Origin of the sequence: Amycolatopsis sulphurea (genome assembly GCF_002564045.1) — a bacterium.
In the GTDB taxonomy this organism is placed as follows: Bacteria; Actinomycetota; Actinomycetes; order Mycobacteriales; family Pseudonocardiaceae; genus Amycolatopsis; species Amycolatopsis sulphurea.
Window position 1 is genome coordinate 1021387 of record NZ_PDJK01000001.1, and the last position, 17763, is coordinate 1039149.

The window sequence follows — 17763 nt, forward strand, 5'->3', positions numbered from 1 at the left end:
GGTCCGCCTCAAGGCTGCGGTCCGAGCCAGCCGGGAGGGCTGTGAAGGGACCCTTCACGGACTTAGCGGCTGTGAAGGGTCCCTTCACGGCCCCGGTGAAACGGGCTGGCCCCGCCGCAGCAGATCCAGGACGAGGGCGAGCGGCGGCCAGGCGTCGCGGCCACGGCGAGTGCAGGTGTACGCACGCAGTCGGACCTCTGGATCGGGCAGCGGAAGCACCGTGACGTCCGGCCGCGTGGGGCGGTCGAGCGGCAGCAGACCGACCCCACCGTCGGCGGCGATGAGGTCTTCGACGAGATCGAGGCTGTCGGCGCTGTGGGTGAAACGGGGTGCGAAGCCGGCCATCGATGCGAGTGTGCGTACAACGTCTTCGTCCGCGCTGTTGCGGGAATTGCCGATCCAGTCGTGCTTCTTGAACGCGCGGAGCACCGACAGCGTCCCCGTACCGCGTACACGGCGTACGTCGTCTGCGCGGACGCCGAGGCCCCACAACGTCGTCCACAGCGGTTCGGATGCGACAGCCGGGTCGGTACTGACAGGGGCGAGGTCGTAGTCGTAGGTCAGCGCGAGGTCGACGTCGTCGGCGAGCAGTTTGGTGAGGGCCTCGCCGGGTTCCTGTTCGCTGACCACCAGCTGCACTGCGGGGTGCTGCCGGGCCAGCTGGGCCGCGACCGGGAGCAGCGAACGGCGGATCGCCTGGCCGAACCCGGCGACCCGGACCACGCCGGCGGGTTCGGCGTCCGGGTCCAGATCCACCCGCGCCGCCTCGACCGCGGCGAGGATCGTGACGGCGTGTTCGGCCAGCCGCCGCCCGGCCGGGGTGAGCCGGACCCGCCGGCCGTCCGGTTCGAGCAGCGTCGCGCCGGTTTCCGCGGCCAGCGCGGCGATCTGCTGCGAGACGGTGGAGGTGGTGGTGCCGAGCACATCGGCGACCGCCCGCATCGAGCCGAGCCGGGAGAGTTCGACGAGAAACTGCAGCCTGCGCGTGTCCACCCGGGACATTGTCCAGGAATCCCGGACGTTACGTCCACAATCGGCAGGTGGACGCGAACGGTCCGGTGGGTTTTCCTTGCCCGGTGACTTTCTCCTTCCCGTCCTCGCCCCGCGCCGGGATGGCGCTCGCGATCGGTTCCATGCTGTCGGTCCAGCTCGGGCTCGCGGTCTCGGTGGATCTGGCGCACGCGGTCGGCCCGGCGGGGGTCGCGTGGCTCAGGCTGGCCTGGGCGGGCGTGCTGTTGCTGGTGCTTCTGCGCCCGCGGCCGTCCTCGTTCCGGCGTCCGGTGCTGCTCGCGTCGGTCCTGCTCGGCGGGGTGACCGCGGGCATGACGATCCTGTTCATGGTCGCCGCGGCGCGCATCCCGCTCGGCACCGCGAGCGCGCTGGAGTTCCTCGGCCCGCTCACCGTGGCGATCGTCCGCGGCCGGGGCACCCGGCTGTGGCCGGTGCTGGCCGCGGCAGGCGTGGTACTGCTGACCGAACCGTGGCACGGCGGGGCCGACCTGATCGGCGTCGGCTGCGCGCTGGCCTCGGCGGTGTGCTGGGGCTGCTACATCCTGCTGACCCAGCGCGTCGGCGACGAGGTGTCCGGGATCCGCGGCCTCGCGGTGTCCATGCCGGTGGCCGCGCTGGCCGCCACCGTGGTCGAAGGCCCGGCCGTGCTCGGGCAGCTGAGCTGGCCGCTGGTGCTGGCCGGGCTGGGCCTGGCCGTGCTGGTGCCGGTGGTGCCGTTCAGCCTGGAGATGCTGGCGCTGCGCCGCCTGACCGCCTCGGCGTTCGGCACCCTGATGAGCCTCGAACCCGCGATCGCGCTGGTGATCGGGGCGCTGGTGCTGCACCAGCTGCCGGGGCTTCCCGCGGTGGCGGGGATCGCGCTCGTCGTCATCGCGGGCATCGGCGCGCAGCGCAGCGGCGCACGGGAACCGGCGCCGGTGGGGTAGCGGCTGCTCCGGCGATCTTGGCCGGCCACGATCTTCGCCCTCACCGTGGGTCGTCGAGTCCGGGCGAGGAAACCGTTCCGCGATCACGCACAGGGCTTCGCTACGCCGACCGAACCGTTCCCGTGGCGCGGAAACGCCCGGGCACCCGGAAATCTGCGGCGTCGAACGGTTCCGGCATGCGCGAGCAGGCGATGTCGTTCAGGTTGCCGACCGGCTTCATCGAAAGGTCACCCGACGCGATCACTGGTCAGGGACCCACTCACGCTCAAATCCAAGGCTGTGAAGGGCCCCTTCACAGCCGCAGGGACCAGGGTGTCGGCAAAGTCGGTGTGAGGTGCCCTGCGCAGACCGCGGAAGTCTGTGAAGGTCTGTGAAGGGGCCCTTCACGGACTCTGAGTCTGTGAAGGGTCCCTTCACAGACCCGGGACAGGTCCGGCACACACCACGAGGTGGTCGCGCATCTCGAACACCTCCGCTTCGCCCGCTGCCGGGCGAAATCGACGACGATGGCAGGCACCGTCGATGATGACGCGGCAGCCCCAGCTCACTCTGCTGATCACGGGTCCTCGACCACCTTTGCCGGAACCCTGGCCGCAGGGTCCGTCAAGGGGCCCTTCACGGACATCCATTCCTCGCGGTGTGGTCACCCGGCGTACCCGACACTCGTTTCAGCCGGACCAGCCGTTGAGCCGGTTGAGCAGCCGTTCGAGGACCTCCGGATCGGCGCCCACCGGGTCACCGGAGACCGGCTCGTCCACCAGCGTGCGCCGGTCGCGGCGGTGCGGCAGCCGTACTTCGCCCGCGGTCAGCCCACCCGGCAGCGACACCTCGCACCAGCTCACCCGGCCGCCGCCGGGACCGGGCCGGACCCCGATCCGCTCGTCGCGCGGCGCTCGCGGCGCGAGCAGATCGTCCTCGACCTCGACCAGCAGCACATCGCCCCGCAGCTGCAGCCGCACGGTGAGGAACGCGGGCCTGGCCGGATGGCTCTGGTCGACCACCTCGCCGACGAGATGCGCCGCGGTCGCGGCGGCCTCGTCGAGCACGGACTGCAGGGACCAGTCCGTGAGGAGCAGCCGGACGAACAGTTCGGTGCAGGAGACCGCGCTCGGCTGCGCCACCAGCCGGAGGTCGTCCACCTGGGTCGTGCGCGTGCTCAAGCGTCACCCTTCCTCGTCGGCCCGCGGCCCGGATGACCGGGAACCGTGCGGGCATCATGCCACCGTGGATACGCCCGCTCACGGCGGGGCAGGACCCAGGGTCCCGGCAAAGTCGGTCGAGGCCCCGTGATCAGCAGAGTGAGCCGTGGCTGCCGCGTCATCATCGACGGCACCTGCCATCGTCGTCGATTGCGCCCGGCAGCAGGCGAAGCTGAGGTGTTCGAGACGCGCGACCACCTCGCGCTGTGCGCCGGACCTGTCCCGGGTCTGTGAAGGGGCCCTTCACAGCCCTCCGCACCTACGCAGGGCCCTCCACACCGACTTTGCCGACACCCTGGGGCAGGACCGGGCACCCCGCTCAGCGCCGCCGCCCGATCCGGCGGCTCACCGCGACCGCCGGAAAGGCGAGCGCGGTACCGGCGGCGAGCGGAAGCCCCTGCTGCCATCCGGGCGCGCCGAGCGCCATGGCCTGCTGCGGATCCCGCGCGCTGACCACACCCCAGCGCGAAGGCGGCAGCACGATCAGCCGGGCCTTGCCGATCACCTCGTCGACCGGGACCGTGCCGTTGGTGCCCCCGCCGCCCTGGCAGCGCGAATCGCACGAGTTGTTGCGATTGTCGCCCATCACCCACAGGCTCCCGTGCGGCACGGTGACCGGCGCGAACGGCCTCTGCACCGGATGCGCCGGGTCGATCCAGTGCAGATAGGGCTCGTCGAGCGGCTTCCCGTCGACCAGCACCCGGCCCCGCGCGTCGCAGCACTGCACGGTCTGCCCGCCGACCGCGATCACCCGCTTGACGAAGTCGCGTTCGTCCGGGGAGGCGAAGCCGATCAGCGAACCGAGCCCCTGCCCGAGCCCGGCGAGGAACCCGGGCGAGGGCCGCGGGGCGGACTCGGCCGAGGTCCACGACCGCGGCCCGCGGAACACCACCACGTCGCCCGGCTCGGGATCGGTGAAGTCGTAGGTGATCCGGTCGACCAGGACCCGGTCCCCGAAACAGCCGTTGCACCCGTGCAGGGTCGCCTCCATCGAGGAGGACGGGATCAGGAACACCTTCGCCACGAACTGCTGGACCAGGACGGTGAGCACGAGCGCCGCGCCGACCAGGATGAGCAGCTCCTGCCAGAACGGGCGTTTCCGCTTGGCCCGCTTCCGGTTCCGGCCGTCCCCGCCGCTTTCGCCGGGTGCGTTCGCGCCGCCGGGATCGGGCCGCTCGTGCGGTCCCGGTCCGATTCCGGCGGGCTCGGGGTCACGGGGGAGGAGGTCTGCCACCACGCTAGGCTACCGACTTCCCTACGGTGCGTCGCCACGGCGGTGCGGTACGTGTCTCCACAGTGGACCGGACGGCACCGGGCAGTGGATCGCGCCGGTGTGGCGGCGGGCCGTACGGGGCAGATCATGATCACGGCGGCCGGGGACGGCCGTCCGGGCGGGATGGAGACAGGGTGAGAGACCGGAAGATCACCGCGGTACTGGCGGCGGCGGTCGCGACGGTGGCCGCGGCCGCGACGATCGGGTTCGCGGGCACGGCCGAGGCGGCCGGTGCGCCGTGCAGCGCGCGGGCCAAGGCGTGCGTGAAGCTGTCGGCGAACAAGGCGTGGCTGATGAAGGGCGGGAAGGTGGTCCGCGGCGCGGTCCCGGTGACCGTCGGGCGGCCGGGGCACCTGACCCCGGAAGGGTCCTTCACCGTGCAGTGGAAGGATCTTCACCACCACAGCAAGGAGTACAACGCGCCGATGCCGTACTCGGTGTTCTTCACCACCACCGGTGTCGCGTTCCACGAGGGCAGCCTGAACGTCCAGTCGCACGGCTGCGTGCACCTCTCGCACGAGGACGCGGTGGCCTTCTTCGACTACCTGCGCCCGAGCGACGTCGTGGAGGTCGTGCGCTGACCGTCCATATCGGACTATCAGGGCGGATCAGGCGACCGGCGCCGGGCGGCGGAAGGCCTGGCGCCGCAACCGGGTGAAGGCGCGGGGCAGGTTCAGCGCGAACACCGCGGTGGTGCGGCCGTCGCGCCGGAAGGTCGCGGCGAAGGCTTCGTCGCTCGCGGTGCCCTCGGTGACCACCAGCTCGTCGCCCGGCTCGGGGTGACCGGCCAGCTGGAGGGTGCCCGAGTACTGGTCGGACCATACGTAACCGCTCGGCCGGTACTCGCGCACGAGGTGTCCGGCCAGCAGGTTCGCCACCGCCACCGGGGCCTGCTCACTGGCGTTGGTCCAGTGTTCGTGCCGTTGCGGGCGCCCGGTCTCGGCCGAGGCGCAGGCGGCGACGTCGCCGACCGCGACCACGTTCGGCAGCTCGGTGACCAGCCCGGCGGAGGTGGGCACGCCGCCGGCGGCCGCGAGGCCGGAGCCGGAAAGCCACTCCGTGGCGGGCACCATGCCGATCCCGGTGACGACGACGTCGGCCGGGAGGGTCCCGCCGGAGGCGAGCCGGACGCCGGTCACCCGGCGTCCGGCTCCGTCCGCGCGCGTGTCGAGCCCGTCGACGGCGGCGTGGCAGCGCAAGGTCGTGCCGTGCCGCTCGTGCAGCCGCGCGCAGGCTTGCGCCAGCTGCGGTCCGAGCACCCGGACCAGCGGGGTTTCGAGCGCTTCGAGAACGGTCACGTCGAGCCCGAGCGTGCGGCACGTCGACGCGACTTCCGCGCCGATGAACCCGCCCCCGACGACCACCACCTGCACGCCCGGCACCAGCTCCTCCCGCAGCGCCGATGCGTCGTCGAGGGTGCGCAGCACGTGCACTCCGCGGACGGACTCGGTGCCGGGCAACCTCCGGGCGCGCCCACCGGTCGCGACCACGATCCCGTCCGCAGCGATTTCGCCATCGGACAGGACCAGCCGGCCCGCGGCCGCGTCGAGACGTTCGGCGCGCGTGCCGAGCCGTAGCTCCAGTGCGCCGAGATCGTCGCTGTCGAGTAGCTCCAGAGACTCCCGCGAAGCAGTGCCGGCAAGAAAAGCCTTGGACAGCGGTGGCCGGTCGTAGGGGAGATGCGGCTCTTCGCCGATGAGGACCACCCGGCCGTCGAAACCCTGTGCCCGCAGTTCCTGGGCGGTACGGGCGCCGGCCAGCGAAGCGCCGACGATCGCGACCGTCTTCACGCGGCGTCCTCGGCCGCTTCGGCCCGGACGTAGATGACGCCGTCGTCCACCAGCACCGGGTAGGTCCGCACCGGCTGTTTGGCGGGCAGGCAGCTCGGCATGCCGGTACGCAGGTCGAACAGCGCGGCGTGCAAGGGGCATTCCACGAAGCAGCCCTCCAGCCAGCCGTCGGCGAGCGAGGCGTCCTGGTGGGTGCAGGTGTCGCTGATCGCGTAGAGCTCGCCGTCGGCGTTGAACACGGCGATGGGCTCGGGCCCCGCGATCCGGACGGACTCACCCGGGGGCAGCTCGTCCACTGTGCACGCGCGCAGCATCTTGTCCTCCGACCAAAGGAGTGGGATTTGTTGCGTATTGAGGAACAACGAACGTGATACGCAACAGAGTGTGGAGCGTGCGCGGAGTGCCGTCAAGGGCTTCGGGGGACGAGTTTTGTGGCCGGAAGACGGAGGGGAAACCCGTGGTCGGAGGCCGGTTCCGGTGATCGGGTGACGGCCGGGGGCCACGGCTTGACAGCGCCCGTCAGCCGCCGCATCGTGTTCCGGACACAGCAACATGGCGCATCATGCGCAACAACTGCAGTTCGCCTTCGGGCCTGCCCGCATCCGCCGATCCGGCCCTTTCCGAGAGGAGCACCGCCGGTGACCACCACCGACCTCCCGCAGAGCCTGCTGCCCACGTTGCCCGGGCGGCACTACACCGACCCCGGGATCTTCGCGCGGGAGCAGGAGCGGATCTTCGAAACCGAGTGGTTCTGCGCCGTGCGCAGCGCCGAGCTGGCCGCGCCGGGCGACTTCGAGACCGTCCAAATAGGACGGGAGAGCGTGCTGCTCGCCCGGGGCCGGGACCAGCGGCTGCGGGCGTTCCTCAATGTGTGCCGGCATCGCGGGGCCCGGCTGTGCACCGAGGAGACGGGCTCGGTCAAGCGTGCCTTCCAATGCATGTACCACGCCTGGACCTACGGGCTGGACGGGAAGCTGATCGCCGCGCCCAACCTCGCCGGAATGCCCGACGTGGACCGCGCCGAGTACGGGCTCACCGGGCTCGCGCTTCGCGAATGGCTCGGGTACGCCTGGGTGTGCCTGGCCGAGGAGCCGCCGTCGTTCGAGGACACCGTGATGGCGGACGTGAGTGCGCGGCTCGGCGGACCGGGGGAGATCGAGGCGTACGGGATCGAGGGGCTGGAGCTGGGCCGCCGGATCGAGTACGACGTGCGGGCCAACTGGAAGCAGATCATCGAGAACTTCATGGAGTGCTACCACTGCGCCACGATCCACCCGGAGCTGACCGAGGTGCTGCCGGAGTTCGCGGACGGCTACGCCGCGCAGTACTACGTGGGCCACGGCGCGGAGTTCGGGGAACAGATCGCCGGGTTCACCGTGGACGGCAGCGCCGGCGTCGACCGGCTGCCCGGGGTCGGCGCGCACCAGGACCGCCGGTACTACGCGATCACCGTGCGGCCGCAGGTGTTCGTGAACCTGGTGCCCGATCACGTGATCCTGCACCGGATGTTCCCGCTGGCCCCGGACCGCACGCTGGTCCGCTGCGACTGGCTGTACCTGCCGGAGGTGGTCGGCTCCGGGGCGGACCTGTCCCGTTCGGTCGAGCTGTTCCACCGCGTGAACCAGCAGGATTTCGAGGCTTGCGAACGATGTCAGCTGGCGATGGGCTCCCGCGGCTACGCGCGTGGCGGGGTTCTGGTGCCGAGCGAGCACCACATCGGCCTGTTCCACGACTGGGTGCGCGGACGGCTCGGGGAGCAGCCGTGAAGCGGCACTTCACGCTCGTCCTGCAGTGCCCGGAGCGCGCCGGGCTGGTGCACGCGGTCACCCGGTTCCTGGCCGGGTACGGCTGCGACATCGTGGAGCACCAGCAGTTCGACGACGACGTGCACGGGGAACTGTTCCTGCGCACCGAATTCACCGCGGGCGCAGGGCTCACCGCGGACCAGCTGAACCGCGCTTTCACCCCGGTCGCGGCGGACTTCGGGATGCGGTTCCGGTTCTGCGCGCCGACCCCGGACCGGATCCTGGTGATGGTGTCGAAGGCCGGGCACTGCCTCAACGACCTGCTGTTCCGCTGGCGCGCCGGGTCGCTCGGCGGGGACATCGCACTCGTGGTGTCCAACCACGAGGATCTGCGCCCGATGGCCGAAGCGGCCGGGGTGCCCTTCGCGTACGTGCCGGTCACCCCGGACGGCAAGGCCGAGGCCGAGCAGCGGCTGCTGGATCTGGCGGGCGAGTACCGCGTGGATCTGGTCGTGCTGGCCAGGTACATGCAGGTGCTCTCGGAAGGGCTGTGCCAGAAGCTGCAGGGCCGGGCGATCAACATCCACCATTCGTTCCTGCCCGGATTCAAGGGCGCGAAGCCCTACCACCAGGCCTACGACCGCGGAGTGAAGTACGTGGGCGCGACCGCGCACTACGTGACCGCCGAACTGGACGAAGGCCCGATCATCGAGCAGGAGGTGCAGCGCGTGGACCACAGCCACTCGCCGCGATCGCTGGCCACCGTCGGCCGCGACGCCGAAGCGCTCGCCTTGTCCCGCGCGGTGCGCTGGCACTGCCAGCGGCGGGTTCTGCTGGCCGGCACCCGCACCGTCGTCTTCCGCTGACTTTTCCGCTATCCCAGGGAGTTCCCATGACCCGTGTGGTGATCATCGGCGCCGGCATCGTGGGCGCGAATCTCGCCGACGAACTGACCGCGCGCGGCTGGACCGACGTGACGGTCCTCGACCAGGGCCCGCTGCCGCTGACCGGCGGCTCCACCTCGCACGCGCCGGGGCTGGTGTTCCAGACCAACGCGTCGAAGGCGATGACCGAGTTCGCCTCCTACACCGTGCGGAAGCTGCGGGAGCTGGAGGTGGACGGGCTGCCGTGCTTCAACCAGGTCGGCGGAATGGAGGTGGCGACCACTGCGGCGCGCTGGGAAGACCTGAAGCGCAAGCAGGGCTGGGCCACCTCCTGGGGCGTCGAAGCAGAGCTGATCGACCCGGGCGAATGCGCCGAGCGGTGGCCGCTCCTGGACAGTGACCGTCTCTACGGCGCGCTCTACGTTCGCACGGACGGGCTGGCCAAGGCCTCTCGTGCGGTGGCCGCGCTGATGCGGCGGGCGCAGGCCCGTGGCGCGAGGTTCGTCGGCGAGACCAGGGTGACCGGCATCCTCCAGGCACACGGGCACGTCACCGGCGTGCAGACCGCGGCCGGGGAGGTCCCGGCGGACATCGTGGTGTCCTGCGCGGGGTTCTGGGGCCGTGAGATCGGCGAGATGGTCGGCATGCCGGTGCCCTTGCTCCCGCTGGCGCACCAGTACGCGAAGACCGGCCAGCTGCCCGAGCTGCGCGGCCGCAACACCGAAACCGGCGAAGCGAGCATGCCGATCCTGCGGCATCAGGATCAGGACCTCTACTTCCGTGAGCACGTCGACCGGATCGGCATCGGCTCGTACGCGCATCGCCCGATGCCGGTGGACGAGTTCGCCGAACCGGGCCGGGTGACGGAATCGGCGATGCCGTCGATGCTGCCGTTCACCGAGGACGATTTCGCGCCGTCGTGGCAGGAGAGCACTCTGCTGCTTCCCGCGCTGGGCCGGACGAAGGTGGAGGAGGGGTTCAACGGCATCTTCTCGTTCACCCCGGATGGGCAATCACTGGTCGGCGAATCGTCGCAGGTGCGCGGATTCTGGCTGGCCGAGGCGATCTGGGTGACGCATTCGGCCGGGATCGCGAAGGCCGTCGCGGAGACCCTCGTGCACGGGCGGGCCGAGACCGATCTGCACGAGCTGGACGTGCACCGGTTCGAGGACGTGCAGCTGGCGTCGGAGTATGTGCGGGAAACCGCCCAGCAGAACTTCGTGGAGATCTACGACGTGCTGCACCCGTTGCAACCCCGGCTTTCCCCGCGTGAGCTGCGCGTGAGCCCGTTCCATGTCCGGCAACGTGAACTGGGCGCGGTCTTTCTGGAGGCCGGTGGCTGGGAGCGGCCGCACTGGTTCGAGGCGAACGCTTCGCTGCTGAAGGATCTGCCGCACGACTACCTGCCGCCGGCGCGGGACGGCTGGGCCGGGCAGTTCCACTCGCCGATCGTCGCCGCGGAGGCCTGGCACACGCGCAACGGCGTGGCGCTGTACGACATGACCTCGTTGAAACGGGTCGAGATCAGCGGCGCTGGAGCGCTGGAGTTCCTGCAGGGACTCACGACGAACCAGCTGGACAAGTCGGTCGGCTCGGTCACCTATACGTTGATGCTCGACGAGGCGGGCGGGGTGCGCAGCGACATCACCGTGGCCCGGCTGGGGCGGGACCTGTTCCAGGCCGGCATCAACGGAAACATCGACGTCGCCTACCTGCAGGGGCACGCGCCGGAGACGGTGCGGGTCCGGGACTGCACCGGCGGGACGTGCTGCATCGGCGTGTGGGGGCCGCTCGCGCGGGATCTCGTGCAGCCGTTGTCGCGGGAGGACTTGTCGCACACCGGGCTCAAGTACTTCCGCGGGCGCCGGGCCCGGATCGCCGGGGTGCCGGTGACCATCCTGCGACTGTCCTATGTGGGCGAACTCGGCTGGGAGATCTACACCGACGCGGACAACGGCCTGCGATTGTGGGACGCGCTGTGGGACGCGGGCCGGGCCTTCGGGGTGATCGCAGCGGGCCGGGCGGCGTTCAACAGCCTGCGGCTGGAGAAGGGCTACCGGCTGTGGGGCACGGACATGACCACCGAGCACGACCCGTACGAAGCGGGCGTCGGCTTCGCGGTCCGTTCGGCGAAGGGCGAGTTCGTCGGACGGGACGCGATCGAAGGCCGCAGCGAGGACACTGCGGCCCGGCGGCTGCGCTGTCTCACCGGCGACGACGGCCGGACTGTGGTGCTCGGGAAGGAACCGGTGTTCGTCGACGGTGTCCCTGCGGGGTACGTGACGAGCGCAGCCTACGGCTACACCGTCGGCAGGCCCATCGCCTACGCCTGGCTGCCCGGCGCCGTGGGCGTCGGGGACGCGGTGGAGATCGGCTACTTCGGCCGCCGCGTGGCCGCGACGGTGGCCGCCGAACCCCTGGTTGACCCGGAGATGACCCGGATCCGCCGATGACCCTTGCCCAGACCAAGTCCGTGAAGGGGCCCTTCACGGACTCAGAGTCCGTGAAGGGCCCCTTCACAGCAGTCGGCTCGGCGCGGAGAACGACGCGCACCGGCCCGAACCCGGAACCGGCTCAGGGCTGCTTCGCCATCGCCGCGGCGAGGCCGGCCAGCTGTGCGGGCTCCTTCAGGAACCCGCGGAAGCTCTGCGTGGCGCGCTGCTGGGTCTCGTCGGTGGCCGGGCCGGCCAGCGCGACGAACTGGTAGCCGCCTCCGGCCGGGCCGGCGCCGATGGACAGCGCGGGGGAGCCGATCGCGTCCGGTTTGGCCTGGGCGAGCTTGGTGATCCAGTACGGCGATTCGGAGATCCAGCCGTCCGGGACCCCGCCGATGGCCGCGGCGCCCGCGGCCCCGGTGAGCGCGTTGTAGACCTCGGGTGCGGGCCGCGACTGCACCTCCACGTGCACGCAGCTGCCGTGCACCACGGTCAGGTCCTGGTTCCACCGGGTGGCCGCGGCCTGCACCGGCGCGGCGACCTGCGGGGTGACCGTGATCCGGATGTCCGTGCGCCCGCCGGAACAGCTGGCGGCCTGCGCCTCGGCCCGGTTGGTGAGCTCGCCGTCGGCCCAGTTCCAGCCGAGGATGCCGAGTGTCCCGAGCACGGCCAGGCCGGCCACCGCGATGGGCCATTTCGCGATCCTGCGGCGGGGGCCCTGGTTCCCGACGATCCGGTGCGATCCGGTCGTCTCGCTGCGGCCGGCGGCCGGCCGCGAAGGCGGATCGAGAGGGTGCGGCACCGGCTCCTCGGCCAGGCTGTGTCGCCCCATCGTTATCCTTTCGTGAGGTAAACATTACCAGCAGTAATGAAACACCATTGTTATCACTCTAACAGGTGAGCCATCGGCGGGGAATAATGTGACAGAGGGTTGGCCCATTTACTCGAGTGCGGCCACCCGATCGCCGAGCAGGATCCGGCAGATCCCGATCAGTCGCGCACGCAGCGGTTCCGCCCGCCGGGCGAAGGCCGCTTGCGCGCGGGCATAGGCCGCGCGCCCCTCGGCGGTCTCCACCCGGACCGGCGAGTAGCCGTAGGCGGCGAGGTCGTACGGGCTCGCGCGCATGTCCAGCTCACGGATGTCCGCGGCCAGTGCGAAACAGTCGCCGACCAGTTCGGCCGGGACGAAGGGATCGAGTTTGTAGGCCCATTTGAACAGATCCATGTTCGCGTGCAGGCAGCCCGGCTGTTCGAGATCGGCCTGATTCTCCCGGGTCGGCGCGAGGGTGTTGCGCGGCCGCGCCGGATCGGTGAAGAACCGGAACGCGTCGAAATGCCCGCACCGGATGTCCATCGCTTCCACCACCGCGTCGGTGCCCGCGGAACCCAGCCTCAGCGGTACCTGCGCGTGCCGCACCGACGCCGCGGGCTCGCGGTACACCATGGCCCATTCGTGCAGGCCGAAACAGCTCAACCGGGGCGCCCGCGTGGCCGTCGCCGACAGCAGGCGCAGCACGAACTCCGCGGTTCGCGCGCGACGGCCGGTGCACGCCGACGGGTCCAGCGTGACGCCTTCGGCGGTCTCGGCGAAGCCTGGCCGCTCCAGGAACCGCCGGGCGGCCGGGCCGGCCAGCGTCACGCCCGGACCCGGCTGCCAGCGTTCGAGATGTGCCGGCCGGTACGAGTAGTACGTGAACAGGAAGTCCAGCACCGGGTGTTTCTCGCCGCGGGCACGGCGTTCCTGGTGCGGGACCGTCCACTCGCGCATCCGCTGCGCGTGTGCCTGTTCGCGTGCCTGCCACTCGGGCTCGGCGAGTACTGAGGTGTTCATGCCGCGACGTGCGTCCCGTCGCGAACAGTCCCCACGTACTCCTCGACGAGGTCTTCGAGCGCGACCACACCGACCGCGCGGCCGGACTCGTCGAGCGCCCGCGCGAGGTGGGTGCCGTCCTTGCGCATCGCGGAAAGCGCCACATCGAGCCGGGCGTCGGAACGCAGCTCGGTGAGCGGGCGGGTCTTGTCCGCCGGCACCGCCGTGTCCGCGCTCTGGCCGACCAGATCGAGGATGTCCTTCACGTGGATGTATCCGGTGAGCGAACCGTCGTCCGTGCACACCGGGAACCGCGAGAACCCGGTCGTGGACACCGCGCGCTCCACCTCGCCCAGCGTCGGCCGGCACGTGAGCGTGGTCAGCTCCGCGGTCGGCACCAGCACGTCCGCGACCGTCTTCGCGGCCGAGGACAACGTCTGGGCCAGCCGCTGGTGCTCGGACTGCTCCAGCAGCCCCTCCCGGCGGGATTCGCTCAGCAGCTCGGCCAGCTCGGCGGAGGTGTAGGCGGTCTCCAGCTCGTCCTTCGGCTCCACCTTCACCGCGCGCAGCAAGGAGTTCGCGACGAAGTTGAGGAACGCGATGACCGGGTTCGCCAGCTTCACCCAGGCCACGTGCAGCGGCACCAGCCACAGCGCCAGCCGTTCCGGTTCGGCGATCGCCAGGTTCTTCGGGACCATCTCGCCGACCAGCACGTGCAGCATGGTGATGAAGGCCAGCGCCAGCGCGAACGAGATCGGGTGCAGCAGCTGCTCGGGCAGGCCGAGCAGATCGAAGAACCCGGACAGCCGGTGCGCCACCGCGGGTTCGCCGAGCCGGCCGAGCAGCAGCGAGCAGATGGTGATGCCCAGCTGCGCCCCGGCCAGCATCCGGGAGACGTCGCGGCTCGCGTTGATCACTATCCGCGCACGCGTCTTGCCCTGCTCCAGCAACGCCTCCAGCCGGTCACGGCGGGAGGAGATCAGGGTGAACTCGGCCCCGACGAAGAACGCGTTCGTCAGCAGCAGCACCACGACCAGTGCGATATTCAGCCAGTCGGTCATGCGCTCACCCCGGCCGGTTCCACGGGCCGCACCTGCACCTCGGCGATGCGGTGCCGGTCCATCGACGCGACGGTCAGCCGCCAGCCGCCGACCTCGGCCGCGTCGCCCTCGTCCGGGATGCGGCCGAGGCGCTCCAGGATCAGCCCGGCGATGGTCTCGTAGTCGCCCTCGGGCATCCGGAACCCGGTGACCTCGCTGACCTCGTCCGCGCGCAGCTGCCCGGACACCAGCCAGTGGTCCGCGCCGACCTGCTGGGCGGCCGGGGCCTCGCCGCCGTCGTGCTCGTCGCGGACGTCGCCGATGATCTCCTCGACCACGTCCTCCAGGGTGACCAGCCCGGCCGTGCCGCCGTACTCGTCGACCACGATGGCCAGCTGGAACCGCGAGTCCCGCAGGCGGTTGAGCAGCGCGTCGCCGGAGAGCGACTCGGGCACGGTCGGCACCGGCCGCATGGCCGAGCGGATCCGGGTGACCGAGCGTTCCGCGGCCGGGATCGCGAACGCCTGCTTGACGTGCACCGCGCCCTGGACGTCGTCGAGATCCTCGGTATAGACCGGAAAACGGGAGAACCCGGTACGGCGGGAGACGGCCAGCAGGTCGTCCACGGTGTCGTCCACGGTGAGCGACTCGACCTGGACCCGGGGCGTCATGAGCTCTTCCGCGGTGCGGCCGCCGAAGCGCAGCGAACGGTCCAGCAGCTCGGCGGTGGAGGTGTCCAGCTTCCCGCTCTCCGCGCTGGACCGCACGATCGAGCCCAGCTCCTGCGGGGACCGCGCGGACCGCAGCTCCTCTTGAGGCTCCACACCGAACTTGCGCACCACGAAGTTGGCGCCGTTGTTCATCAGCGTGATCAGCCAGCGGAACAGCGCGGAGAACCGCGCGTGGTAACCGGTGACCGCGCGCGCGGTCGGCAACGGCCGCGCGATCGCGAGGTTCTTGGGCACCATCTCGCCCAGCACCATGGACAGGAAGGTCGCCAGCACCAGTGCGACCGCCACGGACACCCCGGCGGACACCCCGGCCGACAGCCCGGCCCCGGCGAAGAGCGGATGCACCAGGTTGCCGATCAGCGGTTCGGCCAGCGACCCGGTGATCAGCGTGGTCAGCGTGATGGCGACCTGAGCGCCGGAGAGCTGGAAGCTGAGGGTGCGGTGGGCCTTCTGCACACTCAGCGAGCGGCGGTCGCCGACCTGGTGGACGTCCGCTTCGACCGTGCTGCGCTCCAGCGCGGTGAGGGAGAACTCCGCGGCCACCGCGAGCCCGGTGCCGATGGTCAGGAGCAGGAAGAGCAGCACTCCGAGCACGGAGAGCAGAACGTGGATCATGTCGCACCCGCCGGAGAGCGGCGGACGGCGGACGGGAAGCCGGGTCTGAGACCCGGCCCGGTACTGTCACCGGGCGATGGCGCGGCGCGCACGAATGCAGTCACTCCTCGGGAAAACGGTGTGTAGTGCGACGATGCCGACAATCGTACCGGGTGTCCGTCCGCGCGCACCGCAGAACACACGCTTCGGCCCGCCCGGCACAGCAGTTCGCACTCCCTGGTGAACGCACCCGCGCCCGTGCCCACGTGCGGCGCCGCCGGGCTACGGCTGTGAAGGGGCCCTTCACGGACTCAGAGTCCGTGAAGGGCCCCTTCACAGCTTTGAGCCGGGGCGGTCTCCGGCGATGTCCGGCGGGTCGGCATGGCCCGGCCGGTGCCGTCGTACGGTCTCCTCGACGAGGTCGAGCACGGGGCCGAGATCGTCGCCGGGCAGGCCCATCGCCAGGTGTGAGACCAGGCCTTCCAGCACCAGTTCGAGGAACGCGGTGAGCACGTCCACGTCCACGTCGTCGCGCAGGTTTCCGGCCTCGTACTGGCGTTCGAGGCGTTCGCGGGTGGCGATGGTCAGCTGCTGGGAGCGTTCCGCCCAGCGGGCGCGGAACTCGGGGTCGGTGCGCAGCCGCCGCGACACCTCCAGCCGGGTGCCCAGCCAGTCCGCGGGATGCTCGCTGTCCCCGGCCAGCAGATCGCGCATGACCTGCACGATGCCCTGCTCGGCGACCACGTCCGCCATCCGCACCGCGTCGTCCTCGGCCAGGGCGAGGAACAGTGATTCCTTGTCCCGGAAATGGTGGAAGATCGCGCCGCGGGAAAGCCCGGTGGCCTCCTCCAGTCGGCGTACAGTGGCCCCCTCGTAGCCGTGACGGCCGAAGCACACGCGCGAGCCGTCGAGGATCTGGCGCCGGCGTGTGTCGAGGTGATCCTGGCTGACCCGTGGCATCCTCGAATCCTGACATCCGCACCGGGGTCCCTGCAATCCGTACGTACGTACTGTCACTATGCGTGCCCGGCGTATCCGGAATGCTGCACATCACTTCTGTGAATGCGCTGTGTTCGGCTGACACAGTCGTGACACTTGACTACGCTGATGTTTCATCACGGTGCGTGAACCTGGGGAAAGGGATACGGCCTTGGCCACTGGTGGTGCGGACCCCGCGAGCAGCGGGTTCGCGATGGACGCGGCCGAGCTCACCGCGGTGATCCGGCTCTGGGAGGACCAGCTCGCGCAGGTCGTGGCGGACGGCCGCGAGATCGAGGAGATCCTGGCGGTGTTCCGCGCGCCGGGCACCGATCCGGCGAGCGTGGAGTACGCCGCCGCCGGCGCGGACTCGCTGCGGGCGCTGCGCGAGCAGAACGAGTCGATGCGCCGGTACGTGCAGGACTACCTCGGCCGGCTGCGCACGGCCCGCGACCGCACGGTCGAGGCGGACCGGGCGAACGCCGAGCTCGGCCGGCTGCGCTGAGGCGCGGCGGTCCGGGCCGGGCAGGAAAGGGAACCAGGTGGACGGCAAGCAGATCTTCGACAACTTCCGCGGCGGGGACACCTCCGGCCTGCGGTCGGCCGCGGACAAGGTGCGGGCGCTGTCGGAGGCCTACCTCGAGCGCGCCCGCGCGATCAAGGACCTGCAGGAGCGGATGGCACGGTCCTGGGCCGGGACGAGCGCGGCCGCGGCGCACGCCGGGGCCGGTCCGCTGGAGGCCGCGTTCCGCGAGTCGGCCGATCCGCTGGACATGACCACGGCCTCGGCCGACACCCAGGCGAGCAGTTTCGAGCGGTCCGGGCACCAGGTGGTGGAGGTGCCGCCGCGGCCGGCGCAGCCACAGCCGTGGACCGCCGGGCTGCAGCAGGTCGCCGAGTTCGCCGGGGTGAGCCCGGCCGCGGCGGTGCCGCAGTCCTTCCAGGCCGGGGTCGAGGGGCATCAGGCGGCCAACGAGACCAACGTCCGGGTCATGGAGCAGTATCACGGCGTGACCCTGAACACGAAGTCGGTGCTGCCCCGGCAGTACGGGCTGGTCGGCCGGGACGGCGCGGCCGTGCACCGGGCGGGTTCGGGCACCACGACCACGCAGGCGGCGTCGGCCGACCGCGGTGCGGCGGCGCCCGCGGCCTGGGCGCCGGTGCCGGCCGAGCTGCCGGCCCGGCAGGCGGGCGGGGCCGGTGCGGTCGCCGGTGCGCCCGGCGCCCGCCGGGTGGACGAGCAGTACCGGTACCGCCCGGAGTACCTGGTGGAGGACGATCCGGACGCGGCCTTCGGCACCGACCGGCGGGTCAGCCCGCCGGTGCTCGGCGAGGAGTAGCGGTGAC

Annotated in this window: 18 protein-coding genes; 7 read left to right on the forward strand and 11 right to left on the reverse strand. The window is 71.1% G+C overall.

Annotated features, from left to right (window positions below; genetic code table 11):
- Positions 1-84: 84 nt before the first annotated feature.
- Positions 85-1002, reverse strand: coding sequence for a LysR family transcriptional regulator (locus tag ATK36_RS04605; RefSeq protein ID WP_245914331.1), 918 nt, complete (start codon positions 1000-1002; stop codon positions 85-87).
- A gap of 74 nt (positions 1003-1076) precedes the next feature.
- On the opposite strand from ATK36_RS04605, the gene ATK36_RS04610 reads away from it, so the two are divergent.
- On the forward strand, positions 1077-1937 hold the full coding sequence (locus ATK36_RS04610) for an EamA family transporter (RefSeq protein WP_245914333.1): 861 nt from the start codon (positions 1077-1079) through the stop codon (positions 1935-1937).
- Positions 1938-2350: 413 nt separating this feature from the next.
- On the opposite strand, the gene ATK36_RS32740 is transcribed toward ATK36_RS04610, so the two are convergent.
- From ATK36_RS32740 to lepB, 3 genes are all read right to left on the reverse strand, one after another.
- Complete coding sequence (locus ATK36_RS32740) at positions 2351-2497, reverse strand: hypothetical protein (protein ID WP_211291782.1); 147 nt, start codon at positions 2495-2497, stop codon at positions 2351-2353.
- 108 nt (positions 2498-2605) lie between these two features.
- Positions 2606-3097 (reverse strand): histidine kinase, encoded by a 492-nt coding sequence (locus ATK36_RS04615; RefSeq protein ID WP_098509958.1) that lies wholly within the window; start codon positions 3095-3097, stop codon positions 2606-2608.
- A gap of 358 nt (positions 3098-3455) precedes the next feature.
- Positions 3456-4370 (reverse strand): signal peptidase I, encoded by a 915-nt coding sequence (gene lepB / locus ATK36_RS04620; RefSeq protein WP_141544369.1) that lies wholly within the window; start codon positions 4368-4370, stop codon positions 3456-3458.
- A gap of 173 nt (positions 4371-4543) precedes the next feature.
- On the opposite strand from lepB, the gene ATK36_RS04625 reads away from it, so the two are divergent.
- Positions 4544-4990 (forward strand): L,D-transpeptidase, encoded by a 447-nt coding sequence (locus ATK36_RS04625; protein WP_098509959.1) that lies wholly within the window; start codon positions 4544-4546, stop codon positions 4988-4990.
- A gap of 27 nt (positions 4991-5017) precedes the next feature.
- Here the strand turns inward: ATK36_RS04625 and ATK36_RS04630 are convergent, their stop codons facing one another.
- Both ATK36_RS04630 and ATK36_RS04635 read right to left on the reverse strand, forming a co-directional pair.
- Positions 5018-6199: an NAD(P)/FAD-dependent oxidoreductase gene (locus tag ATK36_RS04630; protein ID WP_098509960.1), complete on the reverse strand. Its 1182-nt coding sequence runs from the start codon at positions 6197-6199 to the stop codon at positions 5018-5020.
- On the reverse strand, positions 6196-6513 hold the full coding sequence (locus tag ATK36_RS04635; protein WP_098509961.1) for a bifunctional 3-phenylpropionate/cinnamic acid dioxygenase ferredoxin subunit: 318 nt from the start codon (positions 6511-6513) through the stop codon (positions 6196-6198). The genes ATK36_RS04630 and ATK36_RS04635 overlap by 4 nt, the downstream gene beginning before the upstream one ends.
- Before the next feature lie 324 nt (positions 6514-6837).
- On the opposite strand from ATK36_RS04635, the gene ATK36_RS04640 reads away from it, so the two are divergent.
- The 3 genes from ATK36_RS04640 to ATK36_RS04650 are packed head-to-tail and all read left to right on the forward strand — an operon-like array spanning position 6838 to position 11281.
- Positions 6838-7965 carry an aromatic ring-hydroxylating oxygenase subunit alpha gene (locus ATK36_RS04640; RefSeq protein WP_098509962.1) on the forward strand — a complete coding sequence of 376 codons (1128 nt, stop codon included), beginning with the start codon at positions 6838-6840 and terminating at the stop codon, positions 7963-7965.
- Complete coding sequence (gene purU, locus ATK36_RS04645) at positions 7962-8810, forward strand: formyltetrahydrofolate deformylase (RefSeq protein WP_245914335.1); 849 nt, start codon at positions 7962-7964, stop codon at positions 8808-8810. The genes ATK36_RS04640 and purU overlap by 4 nt, the downstream gene beginning before the upstream one ends.
- Before the next feature lie 26 nt (positions 8811-8836).
- Positions 8837-11281: a GcvT family protein gene (locus tag ATK36_RS04650; protein ID WP_098509964.1), complete on the forward strand. Its 2445-nt coding sequence runs from the start codon at positions 8837-8839 to the stop codon at positions 11279-11281.
- 121 nt (positions 11282-11402) lie between these two features.
- Here ATK36_RS04650 and ATK36_RS04655 read toward each other — a convergent pair whose 3' ends face one another.
- The 5 genes from ATK36_RS04655 to ATK36_RS04675 form a co-directional block, all read right to left on the reverse strand.
- Positions 11403-12095 (reverse strand): substrate-binding domain-containing protein, encoded by a 693-nt coding sequence (locus ATK36_RS04655; protein ID WP_211291783.1) that lies wholly within the window; start codon positions 12093-12095, stop codon positions 11403-11405.
- Between the two features lie 108 nt (positions 12096-12203).
- A complete protein-coding gene (locus ATK36_RS04660; RefSeq protein ID WP_098509965.1) occupies positions 12204-13094 on the reverse strand; it encodes a 3-methyladenine DNA glycosylase in 891 nt (296 codons plus the stop codon).
- The gene (locus ATK36_RS04665) at positions 13091-14134 is read right to left on the reverse strand and encodes a hemolysin family protein (protein ID WP_098509966.1); all 1044 of its coding nucleotides are present in this window, start codon (positions 14132-14134) and stop codon (positions 13091-13093) included. Before ATK36_RS04665 ends, ATK36_RS04660 begins: the two co-directional genes overlap by 4 nt.
- Positions 14131-15459, reverse strand: coding sequence for a hemolysin family protein (locus ATK36_RS04670; protein WP_098509967.1), 1329 nt, complete (start codon positions 15457-15459; stop codon positions 14131-14133). Before ATK36_RS04670 ends, ATK36_RS04665 begins: the two co-directional genes overlap by 4 nt.
- Before the next feature lie 312 nt (positions 15460-15771).
- Positions 15772-16398: a TetR/AcrR family transcriptional regulator gene (locus ATK36_RS04675; RefSeq protein ID WP_098509968.1), complete on the reverse strand. Its 627-nt coding sequence runs from the start codon at positions 16396-16398 to the stop codon at positions 15772-15774.
- Between the two features lie 190 nt (positions 16399-16588).
- Between ATK36_RS04675 and ATK36_RS04680 the strand changes: the two genes are divergently transcribed.
- Complete coding sequence (locus ATK36_RS04680) at positions 16589-16921, forward strand: hypothetical protein (protein WP_098509969.1); 333 nt, start codon at positions 16589-16591, stop codon at positions 16919-16921.
- 37 nt (positions 16922-16958) lie between these two features.
- A complete protein-coding gene (locus ATK36_RS04685) occupies positions 16959-17756 on the forward strand; it encodes a hypothetical protein (RefSeq protein WP_098509970.1) in 798 nt (265 codons plus the stop codon).
- Positions 17757-17763 lie beyond the last annotated feature (7 nt).